Here is a 12,819-nt window from a genome sequence, read left to right on the forward strand (position 1 = left end):
CAGGGTTTCGTTACGATGGCTGACCCGCGGATTTTGGTGCTGATTCCCGCCCGCATGGCGGCCACGAGGCTGCCGGGCAAGCCGCTCCTGGACATCGCCGGCCAGCCGATGATTGTCCACGTATTGCGCCGGGCGGAAGAAGCCAACATTGGCCGGGTCGCGGTCGCGACCGACACGCCGGAGATCGCCACGGCCGTCAAAGCGGCCGGCGGCGAGGTGGTGATGACCCGCGCCGATCACCCTTCCGGCTCCGACCGCATCTTTGAGGCCGCAACCACGCTCGATCCGCAAGCCAGGGCCGAGATCGTGGTCAACCTGCAGGGCGATTTCCCGACCATCACGCCGGAAACGATCCGCGCCGTGCTGCCGCCGCTCGATGATGGCGCGGTCGATATCGCGACGCTCGCCTCCGAGATCCACACCGAGGAGGAGAGCCTCAACCCGAACGTGGTGAAGGCGGTGGGTTCGCCGATTTCGCCGCGGCGGTTGCGTGCGCTCTATTTTACCCGTGCCACCGCGCCGTTCGGCGACGGCCCGCGCTACCACCATATCGGCCTTTACGCCTATCGCCGCGCCGCGCTGGAGCGATTCGTCCGGCTGCCGCCCTCGCCCCTGGAACTACAGGAGAAGCTCGAGCAGCTCCGTGCGCTGGAGGCGGGGATGCGGATCGACGTCACCATCGTGGGTACCGTGCCGCGCGGCGTCGACACCCCGGCCGACCTCGAAACCGCCCGGCAGATACTGGCCAAAACCTGAACCGCTGCTAAAAGGTCGCCAGGAAAACGATATGACCAAGAAGCTGAAAATCGCCTTCCAGGGCGAGCCCGGGGCCAATTCCCACATCGCGATCGTCGAGGCCTATCCCGACGCCGAGCCGCTGCCCTGCGCAACCTTCGAAGACGCGCTGTCGGCGATTTCGTCCGGCGAGGCCGATCTCGGCATGATCCCGATCGAGAATTCGGTCGCCGGCCGCGTCGCCGACATCCACCATTTGTTGCCGGCCTCCGGCCTGTTCATCGTCGGTGAATGGTTCCTGCCGGTCCGGCATCAGTTGATGGCGGTGAAGGGTGCCAAGCTCGCCGAGATCAAGAGCGTGGAGAGCCATGTGCACGCGCTCGGCCAGTGCCGGCGCATCATCCGCAAGCTTGGCATCAAGCCGATCGTCGCCGCCGATACCGCCGGCAGCGCCCGCGACATTTCCGAGCGCGGCGACAGAAGCGTCGCCGCCATCGCCTCGCGCCTTGCCGCCGACATCTACGGCCTCGACATCCTGGCCGAGGATATCGAGGACGAGTCCCACAACACCACCCGCTTCGTGCTGCTGGCACGCGAGGCCAAATGGGCCGAGCAGGGTTCGGGTCCGCTGGTGACCACTTTCGTATTTCGGGTGCGCAACCTGCCCGCCGCGCTCTACAAGGCGCTCGGCGGCTTCGCCACCAACGGCGTCAACATGACCAAGCTCGAAAGCTATATGGTCGACGGTAATTTCTTCGCGACGCAATTCTATGCCGACGTCGACGGCCACCCCTATGACCGCGGACTGGCGTTCGCTCTGGAAGAGCTGAAATTCTTCTCGCGCGAATTGCGTATCGTGGGCGTCTATCCCGCCCACCCCTTCCGCGCCACCTTCAGCGAGAAGGCGGATTGACGGCGTGTAAGATCAGGCTGCTGCTTTGCTGTGAAGCCCGAACGCGTCCGCCAGCAGGCTGTACGATTTCTTTCTTGCCTCGTGGTCATACACCGCGGTGATGATCATCAGCTCATCCGCCTCAGTCGCCGCGATCAGCGGCTGCAGTTTTGCCATCACCGTCGCCGGACTGCCGACAAAGAAGCGCGACCGGTTGCGGGCGATGGAAGCGCGCTCAGTGTCGGTATAGGGATAGGCCAGCGCCTCCTCCACGCTCGGCAGCGGCAGATACTGGCCGCGATCCCGGCGCAGGCGATTGAGGTCCATCGACAGCGCCAGCTTTTCTGCTTCATCATCGGTCTCGGCGGCGACCGCCGCGACCCCGAGGATCGCTTGCGGGGTCTGGCGCCAGCCCGACGGCTTGAAGTGCGCCCGATAATTCGTCATCGCATCGACTGCGTCATGGGTCGCGAAATGATGCGCGAAGGCGAAGCCCATGCCGACCTGCGCCGCGAGCTCGGACGAATAGCCGCTGGAGCCGAGCAGCCAAATCGGCGGCAGCGGCGAATCGTCGGGCATCGCCACCACATTGTTGAAGGGATGGCCGGGCGGAAAGTCGCGCGTCTCCCACAGCGTCAATTCCTGCAGCCGCTCCAGGAAATCGTCGCCTTCGCGGCGGTCGAGCCGGCTCCGCAGCGCGTAGGCCGTGGCGCCGTCGGTGCCGGGCGCCCGCCCGAGGCCAAGATCGATGCGGCCGGGGAACAGCGCCTCCAGCATCTTGAAGCGCTCGGCAACCACCAGCGGCGCGTGGTTGGGCAGCATCACGCCGCCGGAGCCGATGCGGATGTTCTTCGTCACCGCGGCGATCTGCCCGATCATCAGGTCCGGCGCGGGGCTCGCGACGGAGGCGAGGTTGTGGTGCTCGGCGAGCCAATATCTGACATAGCCGAGCCCATCGACATGGCGCGCCAGATCGATGCTGTTGCGCAGCGCCGCGGCGGGCTTTGTGGCTGTCGTGACGACCGAAAGGTCCAGGACGGAAAGCGGGATCATCGCGCTAAACTAGGGCGGCGCATTGAAACCACAAAGCCCCTCAGCGCGCAGATCAGCTCCGCTGACATCCCCGAACGTGAAGCTGCGCCACCGCATCAAGTGTGGGACAGAATGTCATTAATCCACAATAATCCTTTGGTGCCCATGCTCATGTAGGGGAATCGATTTGACCCAATAATCAGAATAATTAGCTGTTTTTGCTAGGATTTCGAGATAAGATGGCGGAGCCTATGCTCTTGCCCACTTCGCATTGAAATTGTCGCATACAGCCAACAAATTTACCTAAAGTGGGCAAATTCCCATTGCTGATGGGCTGTTTGGCCGGCCCGCTTTGCCCTATCTTACCACCTCGACTGCCCAGCCTGTGCCGATTGTCCCGTGGAGCTTGTGAGAGCCATGACCGAGGTTGCCGCCCCGCCGTTCAGGACTCCCGCCATTTCCTTCGAGTTCTTCCCGCCGAAGACCGAGGAGATGGAGCGCAATCTTTGGGACACGATCAACCGACTGGCGCCGCTGTCGCCGACCTTCGTCTCCGTGACCTATGGCGCCGGCGGATCGACCCGCGAGCGCACCCATTCGACGATCGCCCGCATCCTGAACGAAACCAGGCTGTTGCCGGCGGCGCATCTGACCTGCGTCAGCGCCTCACGCAGCGAGATCGACGAGATCGTCGACCGCTATCATGAGGTCGGTGTCCGCCACATCGTGGCGCTGCGCGGCGATCCACCTGGTGGTATCGGTACGCCCTATTTCACGCATCCGGACGGCTACCAAAGCTCGCCCGAACTGGTCGCTGGCATCAAGAAGCGCCATCTCGATATCGAGATTTCGGTCTCGGCCTATCCGGAGAAGCATCCGGAGAGCCCGAATTTCGACGCCGATATCGACACGCTGAAGGCCAAGGTCGATGCCGGCGCGACGCGCGCCATCACCCAGGTGTTCTTCGACAACGATCTCTACTTCCGCTACCTCGACCGGGTGCGCTCGCGCGGCATCGAGATCCCGATCGTGCCGGGCATCATGCCGATGCACAATTTCAAGCAGGCCCGCAATTTCGTCACGCGCGCCGGCACCACGGTGCCGGACTGGTTTGCCGCGAAATTCGAAGGCCTCGATGACGATGCCGAGACCCGCAAACTGGTAGCCGCCACCGTCGCCGCCGGCCAGGTGCAGAAGCTCGCAAAACACGGCGTCGACACCTTCCATTTCTACACCATGAACCGCGCCGATCTCGTGTTCGCGATCAGCCATCTGCTCGGCATCCGTCCGAACGGCGCGAAGAAAGCTGCCTGATCAAATGACCGTACCCCTCTCTGCCAAGCGTACCGCCCTCATCGCCGCCGCGCGCGAGCGCATTCTCGTGCTCGACGGCGCCATGGGCACGATGATCCAGGGCCTGCAGTTCGATGAGGCCGCCTTCCGCGGCGAGCGTTTCAAGGATTTCCATCGCGATATCAGAGGCAATAACGACATCCTGATCCTGACACAAGCGAAGGCGATCGAGGACATCCACGCCGCCTATTTGCGCGCGGGCGCCGACATCGTCGCGACCAACACCTTTTCCTCGACCTCGATCGCGCAGGCCGACTACGAGATGTCGGATCTTGCCTACGAGCTCAACCGCGAGGGCGCCAAGCTCGCGCGCGTCGCGGCCGAGAAGGTGAGTGCCGAGGATGGCAAGCCACGTTTCGTCGCAGGCGCCCTGGGTCCCACCAACCGCACCGCCTCGATCTCGCCCGACGTCTCCAATCCCGGCTATCGCGCGGTGACTTTCGACGATCTGCGCAAAGCCTATGGCGAGCAGATCAATGGCCTGCTCGACGGCGGCGCCGACCTGCTGCTGGTCGAAACCATCTTCGACACGCTGAATGCGAAGGCCGCGCTCTATGCGATCTCGGAGATCACGGAAGCGCGTGGCATCGATGTGCCCGTGATGATCTCGGGCACCATCACCGACAAGTCCGGCCGCCTGCTCTCCGGCCAGTTGCCGGAGGCGTTCTGGAATTCGGTGCGGCACGCCAAGCCGATCACGATTGGCTTCAACTGCGCACTCGGCGCGGAGGACCTGCGCAGCCACATTGCCGATATCGGTCGCATCGCCGATACGCTCGTGTGCGCTTACCCGAACGCCGGCCTGCCAAACGAATTCGGACAGTACGACGAGACGCCGGAATATATGGCGCGGCTGATCGGCGAGTTCGCGGCAGCCGGCCTCGTCAACATCGTCGGCGGCTGCTGCGGCACCACGCCGGACCATATCGCGGCGATCGCCGCGGCGGTGGCGCCGCACAAGCCACGCGCAATCCCTGAGATCGCGCCGCGCCTGCGGCTGTCAGGCCTCGAACCCTTCGCGCTGACCGACGCCATTCCTTTCGTGAACATCGGCGAGCGCACCAACGTCACGGGCTCGGCACGCTTCCGTAAGCTGATCACCGCGGGCGACTACACCGCGGCCCTTCAGGTCGCGCGCGACCAGGTCGAGAACGGCGCGCAGATCATCGACGTCAATATGGACGAGGGTCTGCTCGATTCAGAGAAGGCCATGGTGACGTTCCTCAACCTCGTCGCCGCCGAGCCGGATATTGCCCGCGTTCCGATCATGGTGGACTCATCGAAGTTCGCCGTGATCGAGGCCGGCCTGAAATGCATCCAGGGCAAGCCGGTCGTGAACTCGATCTCGATGAAGGAAGGCGAGGAGAAGTTCATCCACGAGGCCAGAATCGCCAAGCGCCACGGCGCGGCCGTGGTGGTGATGGCCTTCGACGAGACTGGCCAGGCCGACACCTTTGCGCGCAAGACCGAAATCTGTAAGCGCGCCTACGACATCCTGGTCAATCGGCTCGACTTTCCGGCGGAAGACATCATCTTCGATCCCAACATCTTCGCGATCGCGACCGGCATCGAGGAGCACAACAATTACGGCGTCGATTTCATCGAGGCCACGCGCTGGATTCGGGCGAACCTTCCGGGCGCGCATATTTCCGGCGGCGTCTCCAATCTCTCCTTCTCGTTCCGCGGCAACGAGCCGGTGCGCGAGGCGATGCATTCCGTGTTCCTGTATCATGCCATCAAGGCCGGCATGGACATGGGCATCGTCAATGCCGGGCAGATGATCGTCTATGACGACATCGATCCCGAGCTGCGGCAAACCTGCGAAGACGTCATCCTCAACCGCGACCCCGGCGCCTCCGAGCGACTGCTCGCTCTGGCCGAGAAATTCCGCGGCAAGGAGAAGCAGAGCAAGGAAGCCGATCTCGCCTGGCGCGAATGGCCGGTCGAGAAGCGGCTCAGCCACGCCCTGGTGCACGGCATCACCGAATTCATCGAAGAGGATACCGAGCAGGCGCGGCAGGCGGCGCAGCGTCCGCTCGACGTCATCGAAGGCCCGCTGATGGCCGGCATGAACGTGGTCGGCGATCTCTTCGGCGATGGCAAGATGTTCCTGCCGCAGGTGGTGAAGTCGGCGCGCGTCATGAAGCAGGCGGTCGCCTATCTGATGCCGTTCATGGAAGAGGAAAAGGCGCGCAATCTCGCCAATGGCGTGACCGGCGATGGCCGCAATGCCGCCGGCAAGATCGTGCTCGCTACCGTGAAGGGCGACGTCCACGACATCGGCAAGAACATCGTCGGCATCGTGCTGCAATGTAACAATTTCGAGGTCATCGATCTCGGCGTGATGGTGCCGGCGGCAAAGATCATCGAGACCGCGAAGGCCGAAGGCGCCGACATCATCGGCCTCTCCGGCCTGATCACGCCCTCGCTCGACGAGATGAGCTTCCTTGCCGGCGAATTGGAGCGCGAGGGCCTGAACCTGCCGCTCCTGATCGGCGGCGCCACCACCAGCCGCGTCCATACCGCCGTGAAGATCGATCCGAACTATCCCGGCGGACCGGTCGTGCACGTCAATGACGCCAGCCGTGCCGTCGGCGTCGCCTCCTCGCTGCTCTCGCCCGAGAAACGCAAGGCCTACGCCGCGGACATCCGCGCCGAATATGCAAAAATCTCCGCGGCGCATTTCCGTGCGCAGCAGGACAAGAAGCGGCTGACGCTTGCGCAAGCCAGGGCCAATGGCGTCAGAATCGACTTCGCCAAGGCGCCGCCAAAGAAGCCAACCTTCTTCGGCCTAAGGAGCTTTGACGCCTACGATCTGGCGGAATTGGCAAATTACATCGACTGGACGCCGTTCTTCCAGACCTGGGAATTGACCGGACGCTTCCCGGCGATACTCGACGATCCCAAGGTCGGAGAGGTCGCGCGCTCGCTCTATGATGATGCGCAGAAGATGCTTAAGCGCATCATCAAGGAGAAATGGTTCAAGGCGCGCGCCACCATCGGCTTCTGGCCCGCCAATGCGGAGGGCGACGATATCGCCGTCTATGCCGACGAGACCCGCAAGAAGAAGATCGCGACCTTCCATACGCTGCGCCAGCAGCTCGAGAAGCGCGAGGGCCGCTTCAATGCCGCGCTGTCGGACTTCATCGCGCCGATATCATCGGGCGTGCCTGATTACATGGGCGGCTTCGTCGTGACCGCGGGCATCGGCGAGGATGCGGTCGCCGACCGCTTCAAGAACGCCAACGACGATTACTCCTCGATCCTGTGCAAGGCGCTCGCCGATCGCCTGGCCGAAGCCTTTGCCGAGCGCATGCACCAGCGCGTGCGCAAGGAATTCTGGGGTTACGCGCTCGACGAGGCGCTGTCGTCGGACGAGCTGATCCTGGAGAAATATCAGGGCATCCGCCCGGCGCCCGGCTATCCCGCGCAGCCCGACCACACCGAGAAGCAGACGCTGTTCGCGCTGCTCGATGCCGAGAACACCGCCGGCGTGAAGCTCACAGAAAGCTATGCGATGTGGCCGGGCTCTTCGGTCTCCGGGCTCTATTTCAGTCATCCCGAGAGCTTCTATTTCGGCGTCGGCAAGATCGAGCGCGACCAGGTCGAGGACTACGCCAAGCGCAAGTACATGACGGTCACTGAGGTCGAACGCTGGCTCGCGCCGGTGCTGAACTACATCCCATCGCAGGACGCCAAGCAGCCGACGTCAGCGCTCGCGCCAGTCGCCGCCCCCGCCAACGACGTCACCTCGCACCCACCCGGCTGCACCTGCGCGGTGCACCTCGCCTGGCGCAAGAAAGCCGTCGGCGCGGGTTAGTCGCGCGGTGCCCACCACCGCCGTCATTCCGGGGCGCGCGCGGCGCGAGCTATGATGTGCAATTGCACATCAGAGAATCCATCAAACCGCAACGTCGGTGGAGAAATGGATTCCGGGCTCATCGCTGCGCGATGCCCCCGAATGACGAGTGCAATTGGCGCGAATTTTTTCAATCCAATCAAGGTGATTTGCCCCATCCAGCCCTCGCGCAAGAAATATTCCGCTTCCGTCGTCGGGCAAATCAGTGATTTAACTCCGCGCGTCTCACCCGAAATGAGGGGCGGGTCGCGATCGTCACGAACGTTGCGGTGAGATGCGGTGGACGCGGGTGTTGCGACTGACGAGCGTGACTATCCGTGGACGGCGAAGTCGTGTGGTTCTGGCGCCCCGACGCTGGCGCTAAGTTCGCGAGCAGCAAGAGCTGCCGCGGATGACGGTGGCAAGAAAGCCCGGTCACCGGGAAGAGCACGAAGTAAGCCGTAAACCACTGCGCAGGGAAAGCCGGTGTTGCTTCGGTTGACCTGTGGTCCTACCCCCGTGCTTTTTGTTGCACGGGGCCCACGGGTGCAACCGGCACCCGGCTTTCCCTGCGCCCTCACGTCGATGAGAGGGTGGAACGAGACGCAAAGCTCGGGCGGAGCACGCCGCGAGAACGCGAACCCACATCCTCGTGCTATTTGAAAATTGAATCATGACTCGCGACGATGTCGTAGGGTGAGCAAAGCGCAGCGTGCCCACCTTTCTTGCACCGTACGTGGATGGTGGGCACGCTGCGCTTTGCTCACCCTACACCTCTCCAACCGCTTGCTCGCGCCGCAACAACTCCCTGTGGTTATGGGTCCCTGCGTTCGCATGCGTTCGCAGGGACTACATCGTAGGATGGGTAGAGCGCAGCGAAACCCATCATCGCGCGGCTTGCTCCATCGCGATGGGTTTCGCTGCGCTCTACCCATCCTACGAGACCTCACTCGTATTGACTCTCGCGCCACTCGTTATACTGTATAACTATTCTGGGAAGGAAACAAAAAGGCCATGGGAAACGCCGCCTCCGCCGCGCCTGACGAGCGCGCGGCGCTCTTGAAGATCGAGAACAACGGCGCGGTTCTGACCGTGGGCCTCAACCGGCCGGCCAAGCGCAATGCGCTGAACGACGGCATCATGCTGGCGATCCAGGATTGCTTTTCCGATATTCCTGACGGTGTCGGCGCCATCGTCGTCCACGGTGTTGGCGACCATTTCTCCTCCGGCCTCGATCTCTCCGAACTCTCCGAGCGCGACGCAACCGAGGGCCTCGTGCATTCGCAGATGTGGCACCGGGTATTCGACCGCATCCAGTACAGCCGCGTGCCGGTGATCGCGGCGCTGAAGGGCGCGGTGATCGGCGGCGGGCTTGAGCTTGCCTGCGCAGCGCATATCCGCGTTGCTGAACCCTCCGCCTATTTCGCCCTACCGGAAGGCCAGCGCGGGATCTTTGTCGGCGGCGGCGGATCGGTGCGGCTGCCGCGCTTGATCGGTGTGCCCCGCATGATCGACATGATGCTGACGGGACGGGTCTATTCCGCGACCGAAGGCGCGGCCTACGGCTTCGCGCAATATCTGACCGACGCAGGCGGCGCATTGCCGAAGGCGATCGAGCTCGCCGAGCGGATCGCCAAGAACGCGCCGTTGACCAATTTTGCCGTGCTGCAGGCGCTGCCGATGATCGCCGAAGCCAATCCGCAGACCGGGCTGTTGATGGAATCGCTGATGGCGACGGTGGCGCAGAGCGACAAGGAAGCAAAACGCCGAATCCGCGAATTTCTCGAGCACAAGACCGCAAAAGTGAAGCCGACCTGAGATGAGCGCGAGCGCAGAGATGTCAGCGTCAGTCAAAGATGCCACCGCGCATCCGCTGCGCGCGATATCGTTCGGCAATCCCGAGGTCGCGATCGAGCGGCGCGACGATGGCACGATCTATCTTCGGCCACGAAGCAAGCTGCTCGATTATCCCCAGCGCATCACCGATCGGCTGCATCATTGGGCCGCTGTCGCGCCCAACCGCGTCTTCATGGCGGAGCGGGCAGCAGGCGGCGCCTGGCGGGAAGTTACCTACGCTGAGCTGCTCGATGCTGCGAGGCATATCGCCTCGGCGCTGATCGCGCGCGGGCTGTCGGCGGAAAAGCCGCTTGTGATCCTCTCCGGCAATTCGATCGATCACGCGCTGCTCGCGTTCGGCGCGCTCTATGCCGGGGTGCCGTTCTGCCCGGTATCGCCGGCCTATTCGCTGGTATCGCGCGATTTCGGCAAGCTCGGTTTTGTCATCAAGCTGCTGACGCCCGGCCTGGTCTTTGCCGATGACGCCGACAAGTTCGCCGAAGCACTATCCGCCAATGTTTCACAAGAGGCCGAGATCGTCGCCTCGCGCGGCGACCTTCCCGGCCGCGCTGTGACGAGACTTTCTGAATTGCTGGCAACGCCGGAGCATCCGCTTCTCGACGCCACGCACGAGGCCGTCGCACCAGACACGATCGCGAAATTCCTCTTGACCTCGGGCTCGACCGGCAATCCCAAGGCGGTCATCAACACCCAGCGCATGCTCTGCGCCAATCAGGTGATGCTGCGCGAGACGCTGGCGTTCCTGAAGGACGAGCCGCCGGTGATTGTGGACTGGCTGCCCTGGAATCACACCTTTGGCGGCAACCATAATGTCGGGCTGACGCTGTTCAACGGCGGCTCGATGTATCTCGACGAGGGCAAGCCGATGCCCGGCGGCATCGAAGACACCGTGACGAACCTCCGCGAGATTTCGCCGACGGTCTATTTCAACGTGCCCAAAGGCTATGAATCGCTGCTGCCTTATCTGCGCGACGATTCTGGCCTGCGCGCGAAATTCTTCGGCCGCCTGCACGCGATGTTCTTCTCCGGCGCGGCGCTGTCGCCCTATGTCTGGAACAGCCTCGACGAGCTTGCGGTGCGCGAGACCGGTTTTCGCGTGCCGATGCTGACTGGGCTGGGTGCCACCGAGACTGCGCCGTTCTTCATGTCGGTGCGGCCGGATACCAGCCGCTCCGGCCATGTCGGCCTTCCCGTGCTTGGCAACGAAGCCAAGCTGCTGCCGAACAACGGCAAGCTCGAAGTGCGCGCCAGGGGACCGAACGTCACGCCGGGCTATTGGCGCCAGCCGGAACTGACCGCCGCGGCGTTTGACGAAGAGGGCTTCTACAAGTTCGGCGATGCGCTGAAGCCGGCCAAAGCAGACGATCTCGACGCCGGGTTCGATTTCGATGGGCGCATCGCCGAGGATTTCAAGCTCGCCAGCGGCACCTGGGTCAGCGTCGGCCCGCTCCGCGCACGCTTTATCGCCACCTGCGCGCCGCTGGTGCGCGACGTCGTCATCGCCGGCATCAACCGCGACGAGATTTCCGCCATCGTGATCCTGGATCTCGACGGCTGCCGCGTCGTCAACCCGGCGCTGTCGGCCAATGATATCGCAGCGGCCGCGGCCGATCCCTCCGTTCGTGCCGCTTTTCGCGAGCGCTTCGCGCGCTTCCTGGCCAGCGCCACCGGGTCGTCGACCCGGATCACACGCGCGATCCTGCTCGATGCGCCGCTCTCGATCGATCGCGGCGAGGTCACCGACAAGGGCTCGATCAACCAGCGCGCGGTGCTCGAATATCGCGCGGCGCTGATCGAGACGCTATATACCGAAGCGCCGCCCGCGCACGTCATCACATTGAGCTGAATTCTGTAAAGGAGAAGACCATGCAGTTGAAGGATCAGGCCGCCATCGTCACCGGTGGCGCATCGGGACTGGGCGCCGCGACCGCGCGCCGGCTCGCCGCGCAGGGCGCCAAGGTTGCAGTATGCGACCTCAACGCAAAGCTCGCCGAAACCGTCGCAGCCGAGATCGGCGGCGTTGCCGTGATCTGCGACGTGTCGGATGCTGCCTCCGCCGAAGCCGCGGTCGCGCAGGCTGCGAAAGCGCATGGCCCGGCGCGCATCCTAATCAACTGCGCCGGCATCGGCGTGGCAAAGCGCGTGATCGGGCGCGACGGTCCGATGCCGCTCGGTGATTTCGACAAGGTGGTCAAGGTCAACCTGCTCGGCTCCTTCAACATGCTGAGGCTTGCGACCGCGGCGATGTCGAAGCTGGAGCCGCTACCAACCGGCGAACGCGGCGTCGTGATCTCGACCGCGTCGATCGCCGCCTATGACGGCCAGATCGGCCAGGCCGCCTATTCGGCTTCCAAGGGCGGCATCGTCGGCATGACACTGCCGATTGCGCGCGAGCTCGCGCAGTTCGGCATCCGTGTACTGGCGATCGCGCCCGGCTTGTTCCTGACACCGCTGCTTGCGGGCCTGCCGCAGGAGGCACAGGACTCGCTCGCCGCCTCGATCCCGTTCCCGCACCGGCTCGGCGACGCGGGCGAGTTCGCCTCGCTGGCACTGCACATGATCGACAACCCCTACCTCAACGGCGAGGTGGTGCGGCTCGATGCCGCGCTTCGCATGGCGCCGCGCTGAGGTCCGGCGCATGTTCGTGCACCGGCGCGATGTGCAGATTCAGTGGGGCGATTGCGACCCCGCCAACATCGTCTACTACCCGCGCTATTTCGCGATGTTCGACGATTCGACCTCGATCATGTTCGAAGCGGCCGGCTTCTCGAAACAGGACATCATCCGCAACTATGGCCTCGTCGGCATTCCCATGGTCGACACGCGGGCGAAGTTCTACATCCCCTCGACCCATGGCGACTGGATTACAATTGAAACGCGGGTGGAGAGCATCAAGCGCTCGAGTTTCGAAGTGACGCACAAGGTGTTCAAGGGCGAGGCGCTGGCGATCGAAGCGTTCGAGACCCGCGTCCTCGTCGGCCGTGATCCGAACGATCCCTCAAAATTGAGGTCGGCGCCGTTTCCGCAGGAGATCATCGACCGCTTCATGAAAGGCTGATTTGAGTGCCGCTGCCTTATTGATCTAAAGAAGGGCCCGGCTCGGTTTTGCGAT

At 63.6% G+C, this 12,819-nt stretch carries 10 protein-coding genes; 8 read left to right on the forward strand and 2 right to left on the reverse strand.

The features are described 5' to 3' along the window. Window positions 1–15 precede the first annotated feature (15 nt). The gene (locus J6497_RS18310) at window positions 16–756 is read left to right on the forward strand and encodes a 3-deoxy-manno-octulosonate cytidylyltransferase (protein WP_225705679.1); all 741 of its coding nucleotides are present in this window, start codon (window positions 16–18) and stop codon (window positions 754–756) included. Between the two features lie 31 nt (window positions 757–787). Further along, on the forward strand, window positions 788–1,648 hold the full coding sequence (locus J6497_RS18315; RefSeq protein ID WP_225705680.1) for a prephenate dehydratase: 861 nt from the start codon (window positions 788–790) through the stop codon (window positions 1,646–1,648). A gap of 12 nt (window positions 1,649–1,660) precedes the next feature. Here J6497_RS18315 and J6497_RS18320 read toward each other — a convergent pair whose 3' ends face one another. Next, complete coding sequence (locus tag J6497_RS18320; protein ID WP_225705681.1) at window positions 1,661–2,680, reverse strand: LLM class flavin-dependent oxidoreductase; 1,020 nt, start codon at window positions 2,678–2,680, stop codon at window positions 1,661–1,663. 396 nt (window positions 2,681–3,076) lie between these two features. Between J6497_RS18320 and metF the strand changes: the two genes are divergently transcribed. Continuing rightward, window positions 3,077–3,973 carry a methylenetetrahydrofolate reductase [NAD(P)H] gene (gene metF / locus J6497_RS18325; RefSeq protein ID WP_225705682.1) on the forward strand — a complete coding sequence of 299 codons (897 nt, stop codon included), beginning with the start codon at window positions 3,077–3,079 and terminating at the stop codon, window positions 3,971–3,973. Window positions 3,974–3,977: 4 nt separating this feature from the next. Next, window positions 3,978–7,832: a methionine synthase gene (metH, locus tag J6497_RS18330; protein ID WP_225705683.1), complete on the forward strand. Its 3,855-nt coding sequence runs from the start codon at window positions 3,978–3,980 to the stop codon at window positions 7,830–7,832. A gap of 23 nt (window positions 7,833–7,855) precedes the next feature. Here the strand turns inward: metH and J6497_RS18335 are convergent, their stop codons facing one another. Next, complete coding sequence (locus tag J6497_RS18335) at window positions 7,856–8,044, reverse strand: hypothetical protein (protein ID WP_225705684.1); 189 nt, start codon at window positions 8,042–8,044, stop codon at window positions 7,856–7,858. 820 nt (window positions 8,045–8,864) lie between these two features. Between J6497_RS18335 and J6497_RS18340 the strand changes: the two genes are divergently transcribed. From J6497_RS18340 to J6497_RS18355, 4 genes are read left to right on the forward strand one after another with little or no spacing between them, the layout of a single operon-like run. Continuing rightward, window positions 8,865–9,668: a crotonase/enoyl-CoA hydratase family protein gene (locus J6497_RS18340; protein ID WP_225705685.1), complete on the forward strand. Its 804-nt coding sequence runs from the start codon at window positions 8,865–8,867 to the stop codon at window positions 9,666–9,668. Between the two features lie 19 nt (window positions 9,669–9,687). Beyond that, entirely contained in the window at window positions 9,688–11,553 is a 1,866-nt protein-coding gene (locus J6497_RS18345; protein ID WP_376708228.1) for a feruloyl-CoA synthase, read from the forward strand. A 20-nt stretch (window positions 11,554–11,573) separates the two neighbouring features. Beyond that, window positions 11,574–12,335, forward strand: a complete 762-nt coding sequence (locus J6497_RS18350) for an SDR family NAD(P)-dependent oxidoreductase (protein ID WP_225705687.1) — start codon at window positions 11,574–11,576, stop codon at window positions 12,333–12,335. Between the two features lie 10 nt (window positions 12,336–12,345). After that, window positions 12,346–12,765: an acyl-CoA thioesterase gene (locus J6497_RS18355; protein ID WP_225705785.1), complete on the forward strand. Its 420-nt coding sequence runs from the start codon at window positions 12,346–12,348 to the stop codon at window positions 12,763–12,765. The last annotated feature ends 54 nt before the right edge of the window (window positions 12,766–12,819 follow it).

This window comes from Bradyrhizobium cenepequi (genome assembly GCF_020329485.1).
GTDB classification, from domain to species: Bacteria; Pseudomonadota; Alphaproteobacteria; order Rhizobiales; family Xanthobacteraceae; genus Bradyrhizobium; species Bradyrhizobium cenepequi.

What these genes read in the sequence shown, in the direction of transcription:
- J6497_RS18310 (WP_225705679.1), top strand. Translation starts at nt 16, where the DNA reads ATGGCTGACCCGCGGATTTTGGTGCTGATTCCCGCCCGCATGGCGGCC.
- J6497_RS18315 (WP_225705680.1), top strand. Translation starts at nt 788, where the DNA reads ATGACCAAGAAGCTGAAAATCGCCTTCCAGGGCGAGCCCGGGGCCAAT.
- J6497_RS18320 (WP_225705681.1), bottom strand. Translation starts at nt 2,680, where the DNA reads ATGATCCCGCTTTCCGTCCTGGACCTTTCGGTCGTCACGACAGCCACA.
- metF (WP_225705682.1), top strand. Translation starts at nt 3,077, where the DNA reads ATGACCGAGGTTGCCGCCCCGCCGTTCAGGACTCCCGCCATTTCCTTC.
- metH (WP_225705683.1), top strand. Translation starts at nt 3,978, where the DNA reads ATGACCGTACCCCTCTCTGCCAAGCGTACCGCCCTCATCGCCGCCGCG.
- J6497_RS18340 (WP_225705685.1), top strand. Translation starts at nt 8,865, where the DNA reads ATGGGAAACGCCGCCTCCGCCGCGCCTGACGAGCGCGCGGCGCTCTTG.
- J6497_RS18345 (WP_376708228.1), top strand. Translation starts at nt 9,688, where the DNA reads ATGTCAGCGTCAGTCAAAGATGCCACCGCGCATCCGCTGCGCGCGATA.
- J6497_RS18350 (WP_225705687.1), top strand. Translation starts at nt 11,574, where the DNA reads ATGCAGTTGAAGGATCAGGCCGCCATCGTCACCGGTGGCGCATCGGGA.
- J6497_RS18355 (WP_225705785.1), top strand. Translation starts at nt 12,346, where the DNA reads ATGTTCGTGCACCGGCGCGATGTGCAGATTCAGTGGGGCGATTGCGAC.